Genomic DNA, 15,304 nt, shown 5'->3' with positions numbered 1-15,304 from the left:
TAAAGCCGCAAAGGCGCGCGAGAGGAACTTTTATGAGAGTCCTTTCGAATAAAAGTTTCTCTCAATACCAGTGTGTCGAAGCGGCTTTATCCTTTAGTGCTGTCGCGCAGCGACTACAAATAGGAGGTTTTTCAGATGGATTTATTAAATGTTATGCAGAAAAGACGCAGTGTGAGAACGTATACGGAGGAGGCTGTGACTGAAGAAAAGTTAACTTGTATTTTGCAGGCGGGATTATTGTCAGCTTCCGGAAAGGCTATCCGGCCTTGGGAATTTATTGTGGTGCGGAATAAGGAGGCTTTAAAAATTATGTCCCAGTGCCGTGTGGCAGGATCTAAAATGCTTGCATCTGCGGACTGTGCAATTGTTGTCCTTGGAGATGAGGAAAAATCGGATGTCTGGGTTGAGGATTGTTCTGTTGCAATGGCAAATATGCATCTGATGGCAGACAGCCTTGGCGTTGGAAGCTGCTGGATTCAGGGAAGGCTTCGTGAAGCGCCGGAGGGAAGAACTACGGAGGATTTTTTAAGAGAGCTGCTTAAGTTTCCCGGCAGCTGCCGGTTGGAGGCGATTCTTTCTCTGGGAATGCCCAAGGATCATCCGGCGGCACATGAGCTGGAGAAGCTGCCTGTAGAGAAAGTGCATCGGGAAGTATTTTAAGGAAAACAGAAAAAGGATCACAGAGGCAGATTTTTCCAATTTTGGGAGAGCTGCCTTTTTTGTTTCAAAAGTTCTATCACTTTCATTTTGCCGGAAAAATACATTTTTATGACCGCTTATACTCTGAAATTAACCGACTATCGCAAATCTATTGAAAACAAAAGCTATTTTTCCTATAATGAGGTCACAAAGGAGGGGGCCTATGCAGGTTGAAATTAAGATGGACAATGCATATACCGAACCAAAGCTAATCCTAATGACCGCATCCATGACGAAGGAGGTTCAGCGCATATTAAGAAAGCTGTCTGAGGATGCGCCGCAGATTATTTCCGGCAGCAGAGATGAGAAGATTGAGGTGCTTAATCAGGAGGATTTGATTCGGATCTATGCAGATGCCGGAAAAATCTACGCTGTAACCGAAAAAGGAGAGTATACTTTGCGGCTTCGGCTTTATGAGCTGGAGGAACGGCTGGATGACCGGAAGTTTGTCCGCATTTCCAATTCAGAGATTATTAATCTGAGAAAGGTTGATCATTTTGATCTGAGCTTTACAGGTACCATTTGCGTCTGTCTGTCCAACGGAACCACAACCTATGCTTCAAGACGCTATGTTTCCAAAATTAAAAAAATTTTAGGAATATGAGGTGGAGATTATGAAAAAGAAAATCCTTTTACGGGGGGCTTTGGGATTCCCTCTTGGAATTACAATCGGATATATAATCAGCATTTTTGTCTCACTTCTGTGGGCCAGGGGCTATTATGTGCCCTGTGAACCGGAGCTTGTGACCATAATGGGAAATGAAATTAAAGCCGTTATTTTTCAGGCGGTGCTCTGCGGTATTCTGGGTGCAGGTTTCGGAGGGTGTTCCGTTATTTGGGAAGCAGAGGAATGGAGCCTTGTAAAGCAGACGGGAATCTATTTTCTCCTTGTTTCCATTATTATGATGCCGGCTGCTTATTTTAACTGTTGGATGGAGCACAGCGTAGGCGGATTTTTAAGCTATTTTGGAATTTTTGTTCTTATATTTGTAATTGTCTGGGTGGTACAATTTCTGATTGGCAGGCAGATGGTTAAGAAAATGAATGATTGTCTGTATCAGGTGAAGGATGGCATGGATGGGTAATGGGGGCGCTTTATCTGATGGGATCAGTATCATATGAATGAAAAAGAGCTTGTTGTTATGGAGGCCACAGCCGAAGGGAGCAAGAAAGCCAGAGAAACGGAGCTTCTAAAATAGGAACCTCCGTTTTTTCTGTTTTCAGAGAACGAGCAAAATCAAGGTTGATTTAGTACTTGCAGAGAGAAAAATTTTGTGTTAAGATAAGGTCTATGGACAGGAATAATTTTCCAGTTGCAATTCTTTTGCAATCAAAAGTCTTTTTGTCAATGTCTCCGGTTCGGAGAGGTTTTCAGCAAATTAAGAAATGGTACACCCGATAAGTATCCTTTATAGGAATAATGCATTTTGTGTCTCTTTTAGGCAGCGGATTTCATCCAGTAAGGTTATAGTTCAAAAATGTCCGCTTGTTCCATGGAGTCAAAATGTGCAAAAAATATTGTGGCGGAAAGGAGAAGGTGTATGGCAGATTTGAAGGAGTATTTTCCCATGATTCGGGAACGGAAGGAGGTTATGGAGGAAATAGGGAAGAAGGACAGTCTACGGGTGATGTTTGCATCCTGGACAGAAGAGCAGCAGGAAGAATTTCTGGACTGGTGTATGGGTGTGAGAGGTATTCGGATGCTCTATGACGGATTTTTTAAGGAGATTATGAATCCGGAAAGCACACCGGAACGATTGGACGAGCTTTTATCATTGCTTCTGGGATTTCCGGTGAGGATTCGCATGGTGCTTCCTAACGATTCCACCAGGCTTGCGGATGAATGTTCTCTACTGGTTACGGATTTGGTGGTGGAGCTTAAGGATGGAAGTCTGGCAAATGTGGAGGTGCAGAAGATTGGCTATATGTTTCCCGGACAGCGCAGTGCGTGTTATTCGTCCGATATGCTGCTGCGTCAGTATAAACGTGTGAGAAGCAAAAGAAGAAAAAAGTTCAGCTACAGGGATGTAAAACCAGTCTATACAATTGTGCTTTTTGAGACCAGTACAAAGGAATTCCATGAGTTTCCGCACGTGTATGTTCATCGGTTTGGACAGAGATCGGACACGGGGCTTAAGGCAGAGCTGCTGCAGAAATATATTTTTATCCCTATTGACATTTTTAAGAAAACACAGCAAAATAAAGATGTAACAGGGAAATTAGATGCATGGCTGCTGTTTTTGAGTACGGATGAGCCGGAAGAGATCATAAAGCTTATCAAAGCCTATCCGGAATTCAAGCCCATGTACCAGCAGGCGTATGAGATATGCCGGAACATGGAGGTTGTGATGGGATTTTTTTCAGAGGAACTGCGGGAAATGGACCGGAATACGGTACAATTGATGATTGATGAGATGCAGGAAGAACTGGATCGGAAGCGTGGAGAGCTGGAGAAGACGAGTGAGGAATTGGCTCGAAATAAAGGGGAACTAGCACAAAGCAAAGAGGAATTAGCACAAAGCAAAGAGGAATTAGTACAAAGCAAAGAGGAATTAGCACAAAGCAAAGAAGAGTTAAAACAGGCTCTCCTTCGAATCGCACAGTTGGAAAAGGAGCAGAGGCAGCGGGTTTAAAAATTTAAACAGAGAAAGCAGGAAAGGCTTTTTCATCGAAATGATTTTGTATTCACTATTTTTCGTAAATATATTTGACAAACATACTGATGGTATGTTAATATACATACTATCGGTATGTTTGGTGAACAACAAATTTTTAGTTTTTGTTCTGTCAAAGGAAAACGGGGAGGTACATGTACCATGGCGCGCAATAAAAACCCGGAGGAAACCGTAAATCGGATTTTGGACACGGCATACCGTTTGTTTTTGGAAAAAGGATACGAGCATACTTCCATCCAGGACATTATTAACCATTTGGGCGGGCTCAGCAAGGGAGCCATTTATCACCATTTTAAGTCCAAGGAGGATATCTTAGAGGCAGTAACAAACCGGATAACTGAGCAGTCTAACCGGATGCTTGCCGAGATTCGGGATAGAAGGGACTTGAATGGAAGTGAAAAGCTGAAGGCAATCTTTCAGGAATCCATTAACCGGCCGGTGCAGGATGAGATTTTTGCAATGGCTCCCAACTTTCAGAATAATGCCAAGCTTATGTTCAGTATGGTGACTGACAGTATAAAGCAGGTGGCGCCGAACTATATTCTTCCTATTATAGAGGAGGGGATTGCAGACGGAACCATTGTCACTGATTATCCGGTTCAGCTTGCGGAGCTGATTATATTTGTGGCAAATATCTGGATGAATCCGATGAATTTTGGGGATACCCAGGAGGAATCTTTCGGAAAATTTATGGTATTTCAGCAGATGCTCAAAGGATTTGGGCTGGATATTGTAGATGAGAAGATGCTTGAGCGTCTGCAGGAGCTTACAGTCATTTATCTGAAGAAAAAGTAGTACATGGGCAGTTGTGAAAATGGGGCTGCTGATTGAGAAGTGAGCAGCGGCTGATTTAACCGCAATGAGCAATGCTTAGTAATTGAAAGGCTGTTGATAGGCAGCTCTTTCTTTTAATCTTATACATACCAACGTTTGGTATGTAATGCTGCCAATATTTATTGTGGAAAAATTGCGGCACTTCTGCTAAGCTGCTCAATAGGACAAAAAGAAGTATCATATATCGACGGCTTAAAACTAGTAGTCCGTACCGGAAATCCTTGTGCATATTTCCGGTACAGACTACTAGTATTGAAAACATGGAGGTTTAAAAATGAAACAGAACTTATTTTCCAGAGACTTTACCCTGGTGGTCATCGGACAGATTATTTCCCTCTTTGGAAATGCGACCATACGATTTGCGCTGCCCCTCTATCTCCTCAACCAGACTGGTTCCTCGGCTCTTTACGGGACCGTGATGGCCTGCGCTTTTATTCCAACCATCCTGCTGTCCCCCATAGGGGGCATCGTGGCGGACCGGGTAAATAAGCGAAATATCATGGTGATTCTCGACTTTTTTACGGCGGCTGTAATCCTTATTTTTTCCCTTTTGATGGGTAGTGTGAACCTGGTAGTGCTTTTGACAGTGACAATGATGCTGCTGTATGGAATTGCCGGCGCCTATCAGCCTGCCGTACAGGCTAGTATTCCGGCTTTAACAGATCCGGAGCATTTTATGGAGGCCAATTCCGTCATCAATACCATCAGTTCCTTTGCCAATCTCATCGGCCCGGTGCTTGGCGGCATGCTCTACAGCGCCTATGGTCTGAAAATGGTGCTGATACTCTGCATGGTGTGCTTCTTCCTGTCGGCGGTGATGGAGATTTTCATCCGGATTCCTTTTGTCAGGCAGGCTTCAGAAGGAAGCATTTTGAAAATGGTAAAAGGTGATTTTTATGAAAGCTTCCGATTTATCCAAAAGGAAAAGCCCCAGATCGGGAGAGTGACCCTGGTGGTCTGCGGAATCAATCTCTTTTTATCTGCCATGATCATGGTAGCAGTGCCGTATCTGGTTACGGAGGTACTTAAGTTTGGCTCAGAAAATACGGCCAATACCCTTTATAGTTTTTCACAGGGAGCCTTGGCGGCGGGCGGTCTGACAGGCGGCATTCTGGCAGGCGTTCTGGGGAAAAGACTGTCCGTACAGAAGGCGGGAAGCTTGATTGCGGCAGCGGCGGCAGCAGTTTTCCCCATGGGAATTGCTTTGGCATTGGATCTCCCTGCCATGGAGAGTTATCTGGTGATTACAGGCTGCTGCTTTGCGATTATGGTGCTCTCAACTATGTTTTCCGTGCAGATGATATCCTTTGTCCAGGCAGAGACACCGGGACACCTTATCGGGAAGGTGATTGCGGTGATTCTCACCATTGCCATGTGTGCGCAGCCCTTGGGAAATGCCTTGTATGGAGTGCTGTTTGAGCTTTGCAAAGGCTTTGAGTTTGCGGTCGTTCTGTTTGCAGGGGGGATTTCTCTGGTGATTGCACTTGCAGCAGGGCGGCGGTTCCGGGAGCTTGCCTGAGAATTTGGGAGAGAGGGCGGAAAAATGCGTGTTACTGGACACGGAATGAACAGTAACAAATGCGTATGGAAAAAAGCCGGATAGCAAAAAATAATTTTGCAGGCACTGTTTTTCTGTGGTAAAATTTGGTCAGAGATATACACCACAATCTGTTTGGACAGAGGGGGCGGAAAAATGGATTTGAATACATTTCAGTCTATACTTACAATCGGAGAAACCATTGCGGTAGAATTTAAGCGCTGCGGAGATGGAATCGGGCCGGATGTTTACGAAAGCGTATGCTCCTTTTTGAATCGTTTTGGAGGGGATTTGTTTTTAGGTGTACTGGATGACGGAACAGTAACAGGCGTGCCGGAGAAAGCGGCGCCGGGTATGATTAAAAATTTTATCAATGTTATCAGCAATCCCAATCAATTTATGCCGACTATTTATCTTGCGCCGGAGCTGCTGGAGTACGAGGGTCATACGGTGATCCATGTTCACGTACCGCCTGGCGCCGAGGTTCACAGCTATAAAAAAGTCATTTATGATCGAATAGATGATGCAGATGTTAAGGTGACTTCTACGGCGCAGATTGCCTCTATGTATATTCGCAAGCAGAATATTTTTACAGAGAAACGAATTTATCCTTATGCGTCTTTGGATGATCTGCGTCTGGATTTACTGCCCAAGGTAAGGCAGATGGCTGTAAATCATGCAGGAGGCAGGCATCCGTGGGAGAATATGAGCGATCAGGAGCTGTTGATAAGTGCGGGACTTTATGGAACAGATATAGCAACAGGCGAGAAAGGGTATAATCTGGCTGCCTTACTTTTGCTAGGTAAGGATGAGGTGATTTTAAATGTCTGTCCGGCATACGAGACAGATGCTCTGGTTCGCAGAGTGAATGTGGATCGGTATGACGACCGCGAGATCGTCCGGACAAATCTGATAGAAAGTTATGATCAGCTGATGGAGTTTACCAGAAAACATCTGCCGGATAAGTTTTTTCTGGAAAATGACAACAGAGTGAGCCTAAGGAATATTCTTGCAAGAGAAATGATCAGCAATATTTTGATGCACCGGGAATTTACCAGCTCTTATGCGGCAAAAATGGTAATTCAGAAAGAGCGGATGTATACGGAAAATGCCAATCGTGCCCTGGGGGAAGGATTTATCACACCGAATAATCTGGAACCAAATCCAAAGAATCCGATTATTGCATCTTTTTTCCGAAATGTCGGCAGAGCGGACAGGCTTGGCTCCGGAGTGAGAAATTTGTTTAAATATAGTAAGCTTTATTCCGGAAAGGATCCGCAGTTTCAGGAAGGAGACATCTTTCGTTTGATTGTTCCGTTGAATGAGGAATATTCTTTTGATTATACTTTGTTAGACAAAGTCCCCTATCCCGAAGAAGTATGCGTTAATGAGGTATCTGTAAAGTATAGATTAGCCAATGAGATAAATGAAAAGGTTGAAATGGAAACTAGCGCAATGACTAGCGCAATGACTAGCGCAATGACTAGCGCAATGACTAGCGCAAAGTCCGGTTTAAAAAGCGAGAAAGAAATATTACGGAAATTAACAGATACAGAGCGCAGAATCATAGAACAAATCAAAGAGAATCCTTTTATTACACAAAAGGAGCTGGCTGCCGCAACGGGAATCTCTCATGCCGGAATTCGTTATGCAATGAAGGGGTTGAAAGAAATGGGCCTGGTAATTCGGATTGGAACGAACCGGATTGGAAAATGGCAGCTAAAAGACTAGGAGAGCAGCAGTGAATCAAAAGGTTTATGAATATGAGTCACTTATCTACGCAGCCGGAGACACAGGGGGAGCGTATGTGATCTTCCCCTATGACATCCGGAAGGAATTTGGCAGAGGCCGGGTGAAGGTGCACGTCACCTTTGACAGCGAGCCTTATGACGGCAGCATTGTCAATATGGGCGTGAAAAATGAGGACGGAAGCATCTGCTATATCATCGGCATCCGCAAGGACATCCGCGAAAAAATCAAGAAACAGCCGGGAGACTGCGTGCTTATACGGTGTGTTCAAAGAGAGTAAACCAGAGTTCCTGCGCAGAATGCAAATTACAAAGTACGCTCATCAAAGCAGTATATGCTGAAAAAAGCCGTAATACCCGGGGCGCAGTCGTAATCCATATGGCAGCGCTCCGCCATATCCTTTACAAAGATACAGTAAGCGGACATACAGGAATATTGAAGCTTTGGAAAACGGCAGGGCTGTTCCTCTGTGACGGCACAGGGATTGCAGAGGCTGCAGCCGCTGGCGCCGATCATCAGCCCCGGTTCCCCTGCCTTGTCAATCAGCTGACGGGTCAATTGGTTGTGCTGTGACTTGACCGGCTTAATCTGCGCTTGATCCAGGGGATCGTCAATATCCCACATGGTCTGCAGGACAAGGGCCTGCCGCCAGTGCAGGACTTTTTCGCGCATTTGCGCCACCGTGCCGCAGTCCGGGGGACAGGCGTAGTTGACGCCGTATTTTCCGCATAGGTTTTCCTCGCAGAGAGCGCGGAAGTTAGGGACAAATACCAGATCCTCCGTATGAATAACGGCCGCGTCCGCAAAGCCGAGATCCAGAGCCAGTTTTATAAGTTCTTTTCCATTCATAATGTTCCTCCTGTCTTTTTTGCATGTTTTATCGTAGATACTTCTTTTGGTACATGTTCTATACCGAAGTTCCCTTATTCCTAAGCTTTTCCTTTTCCAGAAATCACAGGCTTACCTTTTCTGGTTTATCAGCTCCCGAATCAATTCCGGATTCCCCTGCTTTGTAGAAAATACAAACCCAATCTCCCGGGAAGCAATGGGAAAGGGGGCAGGCAGCTCCAGAAGGGTTTCCTCCCTCAAATCAGTCTCCACAAACTCCCGGATTACACAGGCGATGCCAAGGCCGATTTTTGCAAAATCAATCAGAAGATCCATGGAGGTCGTTTCCAGTATATTCTCTGGGAAAAGCTGATGCTCCTTGAAGTATTGATCCAGATATTGACGTGTCAGATTGTCTTTATCCAGGAGCATTAGAGTTCCGGATTTCAGCAAAAGGGCAGAGTCAGAGGAGGAGAGGCTGGAAAGATTGGAACAGCCTTCAAGGCCTTCCTGCCCCGGGAACAGCAGCAGGTGTTCCAGATATTCCCGGGATGCCACGAATATATCCTGGATGTTTCGAAGAGGATAAAACTTCATGCCGTGCAGATGCTCAGGGCGTCCCGTAAGTCCAAGATCCAGCTCTTCCTGTTCCAGCATTTGAAGGGTATGGTTCGTAGACTGGCAGGCAATGGTCACCTGGACATGGGGATGAAGCTTTACAAAATCCGTAAGATAAGGCAGCAGCACGTATTTGCAGAGGGTAGAGCTGACCCCGATGCGCAGATGCCCCACCCCAAGCTCCCGGCGCAGGCGGAGCTGATGCTCACCGGCTTCCAAGGTCTGGAAGGCAGATTTTACATGAGCAAAAAGAAGCTCTCCTTCCTCCGTAAGCTGAACACCCCGGGAATTGCGGACAAAAAGGGCAGTGTCCAGGGACTGCTCCAGCTTTTTGATTGACTGGCTGATAGCCGGCTGACTGATAAAGAGCTCATCGGCTGCCTTGGAAATATTTCCGGCCAGGGCCGCGGCATAGAAAATGCGGTACAGGGATAGATTCTGGTTCATGGGCGCTGCTCCTGCTTCTGTGTTTTGGTTTCATAAGATAAAATTATGACAATGTGCTTTGCTATATGGTTAAATTATAAAATGCCTGTTTTGGAAATGCAAGAGGAAAGGTTAGAGGTTACTTAGTCTTTTCCTTAATTAGCTGACATTGTGAGAGAACCGTAACGGTCAGAGAAACTGTCTATGATTTTCACAGAATATTCACTTGACTTAAGTATGATTTCGTACTATACTAGCAGACATATTGGTACGAAATCGTACAAGATATTACGGAACTGGAATAAACAGTAATATCCCTCAAAGTGCACAAATCGATTTACAGACGCATGTTTTTGCGGCTGGAAATTGATTTCATACCAGTGTACTGGGAGGGATATTACGGAACTGGAATAAGAGGAATACCATGAAGTCCTATAGCTCAAAAGATATGAAGCGCTGCAATCACCTTCTTGGGGAGATTGAGGCAGTATACCATGAAATAGCTTTAAAATTCGGTCTTTCCGACAGCACTATGATCATCCTTTACACCATCTGCGACGAGGGGGACAAATGCCTCTTGAAGGATATCTGCCGCCGCTCGGGGCTTAGCAAGCAGACCGTCAATTCGGCTCTTCGCAAATTGGAAAAAGAGGGGATTGTACGCCTGGAGGCAGCGGGAGCCAGAAGCAAAAATGTCTGTCTGACGGAAAAGGGAAAGGATTTGGCAAAGGGAACGGCCGTCCGTGTGATTGAGGCGGAAAATGAGATCCTGGCTTCCTGGGGCCAGGAGGATGTGGAGAAATATCTGGAGCTTTTGGAGCATTTTTTAAGGGATCTTACAGAGAAAATGAAAGAGATAGTCCCGTGAAGGAACATAAAACGTTCCTTTGAATTTGCGCCGGGAGAATATGGCACCGGCTGGAACGGGAGGATAAGATGAGAATTTTACTATCGGATCACTTTAACTATAAAAAATTACTGCGGTTTACGCTGCCGTCCATGGTTACTTTGGTTTTTACATCCATTTACGGTGTGGTAGACGGATTTTTCGTGTCCAATTATGTAGGGAAAACGCCCTTTACGGCTGTGAATTTTATTATGCCTTTTTTGATGATGCTGGGCTGCGCCGGCTTTATGTTCGGGACCGGCGGAGGTGCGCTGATTGCCATGACTCTGGGACAGGGAAAGAAGGAAAAGGCTGTGAGCCTGTTTTCCCTGATTGTGTATGTGTCTGGGATACTGGGGATTGTACTGGCGGTTCTGGGCTTTGTTTTTCTTGAGCCCATAGCGGTTTTTCTTGGGGCAGACGGACAGCTTCTGGAGGACAGCCTTATCTATGGGCGCATTATTCTGCTGGCGATTCCGTCGTATATTCTGCAGTATGAGTTTCAATGTCTCTTTGTCACGGCAGAGAAGGCTGCGCTGGGGCTTTATGTGACCATTGCGGCAGGATGCACCAATATTGTTCTGGATGCCCTTTTTGTGGCAGTCTTTCACTGGGGGCTTCCGGGGGCGGCTGCGGCTACGGCGGTCAGTCAGCTTGTGGGCGGCGTGATTCCGCTGGTTTACTTTGCCCGGCCGAATGACAGCCTTCTGCGTCTTGGAAAGACAAGGTTTGACGGAAGGGCTTTGGTAAAGGTATGTACCAACGGCTCTTCAGAGCTTTTGAATAATATTTCCATGTCTCTGGTGAATATGCTTTATAATCTGCAGCTTTTGAAATACATTGGCCAGGACGGGATTGCGGCTTACGGGGTACTGATGTATGTGAGCCTGGTGTTTCAAGCGGTTTTCATCGGGTATTCCGTGGGCGTGGCGCCGATTATCGGTTATCACTATGGGGCGCAGAATTCTTTGGAGCTGAAAGGCGTGCTGAAAAAGAGCCTGGTGCTGCTGGCATTTTTTTCCGGGGCTATGTTTGGAGCCTCTTACCTGCTTGCGAGGCCCCTTTCCTTTGTGTTTACCGGTTATGATGCAGAGCTGCTTGCGCTGACGGTACGTGCTTTTTCGCTGTTTGCCTTTTCCTTCCTGTTTTCGGGGTATGTGATTTTCGGCTCCTCCTTTTTCACGGCTTTGAACAATGGGCTGGTTTCTGCGGCGATTTCCTTTCTGCGGACGATGGTGTTCCAGACAGCGGCGGTTCTTATCTTTCCGCTGATTTGGAAGGTGGACGGGATTTGGTTCTCCATGGCCGCTGCGGAGATACTGGCTCTAGGGGTGACGGTGATCTTTCTGGGAGCGGAAAAGAGGCGGTACGGGTATTGGTGATGGTTCCTATATCATTCTGCATTGCGAAGCGTGTTACTGGCCACGGTGTGAACAGCAGTGCGAATTGAGTTTTAAGCAAAGTTTTTAAAGATAGATACTTGACAACAGGCTTTGGTTTTTGTTATCTTAAACAAGAATACAACAGAAAGATTGACGAATTGACGAACAGGAAAAGGAGCTGAAAGGATGATTATTTATTTCTGCTAAGCAATGGTAAGTGAACAGTGAGCGAGATCGGGGCGGCGAAGGCGGCTCTTAAGATGTCCGGCAGAAATGAAATTCTTTCAGTGTATACCCAGTTACCTTCCTTTCCGCACAACTTTTGGGGGCAGGGGGGCGTCCGGTAGGGATAAAAAGCAGACAGACGCATAGTTTCAGTGGGAGCAGCAGGCGATACCTTCTTTTTGCGCATACGAAAGGGGGATGGCTTCGAAGATAAGTTCCATTGGGAGAAGGCGTATATGCGGCACGGAGAATGAGTTCTTCGTGCTTTTTTGTATAGTAAAAAGGATACCGCATCAGAGAAATCTGCTTATTCTGCAAAGGAAGAAGAGGGGATTTAGGAATTTCAGGATTGCTTTTTGATAGAGAAGAAACATCTGCCGAACAAGCAGGAAAAGCAGCGGGAGGGCTGTGAATGAAAGAAAGGATGTGGCTTGTATGGCTCAGATAAAAGTGAATGATTTAACCTTCTGTTATGAAGGCAGCTATGATAATATATTCGAACATGTAAACCTGCAGATAGATACGGACTGGAGATGCGGCCTGATTGGGCGGAACGGAAAAGGAAAAACGACGTTTCTAAAGCTGCTGACAGGCGCCTATGAATATTCCGGTTCGATTACAGGGCCGATGGAATGCGTATATTTTCCCTATACTTTACCGGACGAAGAAGGGGTATGCGTTAATGGGGTTACCTTGCCGGATGCAGCCGGTTCCTCACAGACTACCATGGAATTGCTGGAGGCGCTCAATCCGGAATACGAGCTGTGGAAGGTGTGCCGGGAGCTGGAGCAGCTTTCGGTGGATCCGGAGGTCTTAGGCCGCAGTTTCTCCACCCTGAGCGGAGGCGAGCAGACAAAGCTTCTCCTGGCTCTGCTTTTTTCGGGAGAAAACCGTTTTCTCCTGATTGACGAGCCAACCAGCCATCTTGACATGGAAGGGAGAGAAAAAACGGCGGAATATCTGCGGAAAAAGAAGGGCTTCCTGTTGGTCTCCCATGATAAGTGGTTTCTGGATCAATGTGTGGATCACGTACTGGTACTGGAGCGGCAGGGCGTAACCGTTATGCAGGGGAATTTCACCTCCTGGCAGGAGCAGAAAGCCAAAAGAGACGCCTGCGCCCTGGCGGAGAATGAGCGGCTGCAAAAGGACATTTCCCATCTGAAAAAGGCCGCGCGCCAGGCAGAAGGGTGGTCCAATGCAGTGGAAAAGACAAAGCTTGGAACACGCACCGGCGGCCTGCGTCCGGATCGGGGCTTTATCGGCCACAAGGCCGCCAAAATGATGAAACGATCCAAAAACACACAGCGCCGTATGGAGAAGGCCGCCCAGGAAAAGGAAGGGCTTTTGAACAACCTGGAGACAACGGAGGAGCTGAAGCTCTTCCCCTTAACCTACCATAAAGAATGCCTTATAAAGGCAAAAGGACTGTCTCTCTCTTACGGAGAAAAGCCCGTCTGCCGGGATGTCAGCTTTGAACTTAAAAATGGCATGCAGTTAGCCCTAAAGGGCGGAAACGGCTGCGGCAAGAGCAGCATCCTGAAAAAGATCCAGGGAGCCGGCATAGAGAGCAGCGGAGAGCTTCTTACGGCCTCCGGCCTGGTGATTTCCTATGTGCCCCAGGATGTAAGCCGGCTTTGTGGGAAGCTTTTGGACTTTGCCAGGGAGAGGGGGCTTACAGAGCATCTTTTTTTAGCCCTCCTTCGGAAACTGGATTTTCCAAGGGTGCAGTTTGAAAAGGATATGAGCTGCTACAGCGAAGGGCAGAAAAAGAAAGCTGCATTGGCGGCAAGCCTTCTGACAAAAGCGCACCTGTATATCTGGGATGAACCTTTAAATTACATTGATATCTTTTCCAGAATGCAGCTGGCAGATCTGATTCGCACCTACCGTCCCACGATGCTTCTGGTGGAGCACGACAGGAGCTTTCTTGAGGAGATCGGGGCGGAGCAGGTGGAGATAGAAAAATGCTTCTAATCTGCCGGGAAATAAAATATCGGCCTTTTGGTTAATAGAGTTAAGAATTTAACAATCTATTCCGGAATCTAAGGAGCTGCTCAAATGTGTATAAAAAGGCGAAAAAAAGGAATAATTGGAAAAACACAGAGAATATTCAAAAAGCAAAGAGGTTTCCTTTGGATTCATGTGGCATTATGTTTTTAAAAAAACTTTAAAATAATCTTTTCCAGGGGTTGTTAATTGTTTAACAACGTGTTATAATAAATCCAATTGATATAAAATTATCAATCAGTCCCGAAACAGAAAAGAAATCTGCTGTAGTTCCCCTTCCTGCCTTTACACGGATGACCGGCAAGGGGCCGGCTGCGGCAGAAATCAAAGGAAAGAGAGAGGTAAAAGTATGAGTCAGCAAACAGCAAACAAGATCGTTGTAGTCGGCGCAGGTAAGGTAGGAGAAACCATTTGTTACACCTTGATGCTGAAAACACAGGTAAGCGAGATTGTCATCATCGACGTAGACGAGGATCGCGCCAAGGGCGCAGCTCTGGATATCTCCCACGGCACGGCATTCTACAGCCAGGTACGGGTACGCCAGGGCGGCTATGAGGAGTGCGCCGATGCGAAGGCAATCATCGTGACGGCAGGCGTTCCCAGAAAGCCCGGCCAGACACGGCTCGATCTGGCAAAGGTTAACACCGGTGTGGCGAAGAGCATTGCCAGAAACATTATGGAGTACGCCAAGAATCCGCTGATTATCGTAGTTGCCAATCCGGTAGACGTGAATACCTACTTGATTCAGAAAGAAACCGGACTGCCCACCGGCCGTGTCATCGGTACGGGAACCTCTCTGGATACAGCCCGTTTCCGTTATCTCATCAGCGAGCGCTGCCATGTGGATATCCGTGACATCCAGGGCTACATCTTAGGCGAGCACGGAGACGCACAGGTGCCCATCTGGAGCGGCGTGAACGTGGCAGGAGAGCCGGTAGATCACTTCCTCTCCCAGGATCCCGAGGTACGGGCAAAGGAAAAAGAGGAGATTGCCCAGAAAGCACGCTCCGGCGGCGCAGACGTTATTTCTTTAAAAGGAGCCACCTTTGACGGAATCGCTATGTCCACCCTGCGAATTGTAGAATCCATCATCAAGGATCAGAACACGGTACTTCCCGTAGCCCATGTATTAGGCGAGGATTACGGCGATATGGCAGATTCGTGCATCAGCCTTCCCTGCGTGGTAAACAGCGACGGAATCGGCAAGGTTCTGAAGATCAGCATGACGGAGAAGGAAGAGCAGCAGATGGTTCATTCCGCAGACACCCTGAAGGCATTTATCAAAGATGTGTGCAGTAAGGAAGCATAATTTCATATATTGGAAAATGACTTCTAAGAAAAGATATGTTATTATTTAAAGAAGTACATTTTGGAAGTTAAAAAGCACGATTCACAGCAGCCGTCCGCCCGTGCATGCAGGCAAAAAAAGACTGTGGAT

General features: G+C 46.5%; 14 protein-coding genes and 1 pseudogene. 13 read left to right on the top strand and 2 right to left on the bottom strand.

The genetic code is table 11. The annotated features are described in order from the left end of the window. The first annotated feature begins 135 nt into the window (after positions 1-135). The 9 genes and pseudogenes from VV089_RS09470 to VV089_RS09430 all read left to right on the top strand — a co-directional run bounded on the left by VV089_RS09470 (position 136) and on the right by VV089_RS09430 (position 7,774). Positions 136-660: a nitroreductase family protein gene (locus VV089_RS09470; RefSeq protein WP_172541514.1), complete on the top strand. Its 525-nt coding sequence runs from the start codon at positions 136-138 to the stop codon at positions 658-660. A gap of 202 nt (positions 661-862) precedes the next feature. After that, on the top strand, positions 863-1,303 hold the full coding sequence (locus VV089_RS09465) for a LytTR family DNA-binding domain-containing protein (RefSeq protein ID WP_172541513.1): 441 nt from the start codon (positions 863-865) through the stop codon (positions 1,301-1,303). A gap of 10 nt (positions 1,304-1,313) precedes the next feature. Continuing rightward, positions 1,314-1,784 (top strand): DUF3021 domain-containing protein, encoded by a 471-nt coding sequence (locus tag VV089_RS09460; protein ID WP_334335706.1) that lies wholly within the window; start codon positions 1,314-1,316, stop codon positions 1,782-1,784. A 33-nt stretch (positions 1,785-1,817) separates the two neighbouring features. Next, positions 1,818-1,898: pseudogene (locus VV089_RS09455) on the top strand (transcriptional regulator); the annotation flags it as partial. A gap of 342 nt (positions 1,899-2,240) precedes the next feature. After that, on the top strand, positions 2,241-3,332 hold the full coding sequence (locus VV089_RS09450; protein ID WP_334335705.1) for a PD-(D/E)XK nuclease family transposase: 1,092 nt from the start codon (positions 2,241-2,243) through the stop codon (positions 3,330-3,332). A gap of 183 nt (positions 3,333-3,515) precedes the next feature. Continuing rightward, entirely contained in the window at positions 3,516-4,169 is a 654-nt protein-coding gene (locus tag VV089_RS09445) for a TetR/AcrR family transcriptional regulator (protein WP_172541510.1), read from the top strand. Positions 4,170-4,482: 313 nt separating this feature from the next. Beyond that, positions 4,483-5,727 carry an MFS transporter gene (locus VV089_RS09440; RefSeq protein ID WP_172541509.1) on the top strand — a complete coding sequence of 415 codons (1,245 nt, stop codon included), beginning with the start codon at positions 4,483-4,485 and terminating at the stop codon, positions 5,725-5,727. A 174-nt stretch (positions 5,728-5,901) separates the two neighbouring features. Continuing rightward, positions 5,902-7,476 carry an RNA-binding domain-containing protein gene (locus VV089_RS09435; protein WP_172541508.1) on the top strand — a complete coding sequence of 525 codons (1,575 nt, stop codon included), beginning with the start codon at positions 5,902-5,904 and terminating at the stop codon, positions 7,474-7,476. A gap of 10 nt (positions 7,477-7,486) precedes the next feature. Continuing rightward, a complete protein-coding gene (locus VV089_RS09430) occupies positions 7,487-7,774 on the top strand; it encodes a DUF1905 domain-containing protein (protein WP_334335704.1) in 288 nt (95 codons plus the stop codon). A gap of 26 nt (positions 7,775-7,800) precedes the next feature. Here VV089_RS09430 and VV089_RS09425 read toward each other — a convergent pair whose 3' ends face one another. After that, positions 7,801-8,343: a DUF2284 domain-containing protein gene (locus VV089_RS09425; protein ID WP_334335703.1), complete on the bottom strand. Its 543-nt coding sequence runs from the start codon at positions 8,341-8,343 to the stop codon at positions 7,801-7,803. A 111-nt stretch (positions 8,344-8,454) separates the two neighbouring features. Then, entirely contained in the window at positions 8,455-9,387 is a 933-nt protein-coding gene (locus tag VV089_RS09420) for a LysR family transcriptional regulator (RefSeq protein WP_172541505.1), read from the bottom strand. 403 nt (positions 9,388-9,790) lie between these two features. Here VV089_RS09420 and VV089_RS09415 point away from each other — a divergent pair, with 403 nt between their 5' ends. The 4 genes from VV089_RS09415 to VV089_RS09400 all read left to right on the top strand — a co-directional run bounded on the left by VV089_RS09415 (position 9,791) and on the right by VV089_RS09400 (position 15,175). Next, complete coding sequence (locus VV089_RS09415) at positions 9,791-10,234, top strand: MarR family winged helix-turn-helix transcriptional regulator (RefSeq protein ID WP_172541560.1); 444 nt, start codon at positions 9,791-9,793, stop codon at positions 10,232-10,234. Positions 10,235-10,302: 68 nt separating this feature from the next. Beyond that, positions 10,303-11,634 carry an MATE family efflux transporter gene (locus VV089_RS09410; RefSeq protein ID WP_172541561.1) on the top strand — a complete coding sequence of 444 codons (1,332 nt, stop codon included), beginning with the start codon at positions 10,303-10,305 and terminating at the stop codon, positions 11,632-11,634. Positions 11,635-12,294: 660 nt separating this feature from the next. Beyond that, positions 12,295-13,833, top strand: coding sequence for a ribosomal protection-like ABC-F family protein (gene abc-f, locus VV089_RS09405; protein WP_334335702.1), 1,539 nt, complete (start codon positions 12,295-12,297; stop codon positions 13,831-13,833). A gap of 382 nt (positions 13,834-14,215) precedes the next feature. Beyond that, the gene (locus VV089_RS09400) at positions 14,216-15,175 is read left to right on the top strand and encodes an L-lactate dehydrogenase (protein ID WP_172541563.1); all 960 of its coding nucleotides are present in this window, start codon (positions 14,216-14,218) and stop codon (positions 15,173-15,175) included. Positions 15,176-15,304 lie beyond the last annotated feature (129 nt).

Source organism: Candidatus Merdisoma sp. JLR.KK011 (assembly GCF_036941125.1).
Classification (GTDB): domain Bacteria; phylum Bacillota; class Clostridia; order Lachnospirales; family Lachnospiraceae; genus Laedolimicola.
The sequence above is the reverse complement of the archived record's forward strand: the minus strand, read 5'-3'. Positions and strand labels throughout refer to the sequence as shown.

Excerpts from the sequence above, each read along its gene's own strand:
- VV089_RS09440 (WP_172541509.1), top strand. The coding sequence starts at position 4,483 with ATGAAACAGAACTTATTTTCCAGAGACTTTACCCTGGTGGTCATCGGA.
- VV089_RS09470 (WP_172541514.1), top strand. The coding sequence starts at position 136 with ATGGATTTATTAAATGTTATGCAGAAAAGACGCAGTGTGAGAACGTAT.
- VV089_RS09435 (WP_172541508.1), top strand. The coding sequence starts at position 5,902 with ATGGATTTGAATACATTTCAGTCTATACTTACAATCGGAGAAACCATT.
- VV089_RS09420 (WP_172541505.1), bottom strand. The coding sequence starts at position 9,387 with ATGAACCAGAATCTATCCCTGTACCGCATTTTCTATGCCGCGGCCCTG.
- abc-f (WP_334335702.1), top strand. The coding sequence starts at position 12,295 with ATGGCTCAGATAAAAGTGAATGATTTAACCTTCTGTTATGAAGGCAGC.
- VV089_RS09410 (WP_172541561.1), top strand. The coding sequence starts at position 10,303 with ATGAGAATTTTACTATCGGATCACTTTAACTATAAAAAATTACTGCGG.
- VV089_RS09445 (WP_172541510.1), top strand. The coding sequence starts at position 3,516 with ATGGCGCGCAATAAAAACCCGGAGGAAACCGTAAATCGGATTTTGGAC.
- VV089_RS09465 (WP_172541513.1), top strand. The coding sequence starts at position 863 with ATGCAGGTTGAAATTAAGATGGACAATGCATATACCGAACCAAAGCTA.
- VV089_RS09425 (WP_334335703.1), bottom strand. The coding sequence starts at position 8,343 with ATGAATGGAAAAGAACTTATAAAACTGGCTCTGGATCTCGGCTTTGCG.
- VV089_RS09460 (WP_334335706.1), top strand. The coding sequence starts at position 1,314 with ATGAAAAAGAAAATCCTTTTACGGGGGGCTTTGGGATTCCCTCTTGGA.
- VV089_RS09450 (WP_334335705.1), top strand. The coding sequence starts at position 2,241 with ATGGCAGATTTGAAGGAGTATTTTCCCATGATTCGGGAACGGAAGGAG.
- VV089_RS09400 (WP_172541563.1), top strand. The coding sequence starts at position 14,216 with ATGAGTCAGCAAACAGCAAACAAGATCGTTGTAGTCGGCGCAGGTAAG.
- VV089_RS09415 (WP_172541560.1), top strand. The coding sequence starts at position 9,791 with ATGAAGTCCTATAGCTCAAAAGATATGAAGCGCTGCAATCACCTTCTT.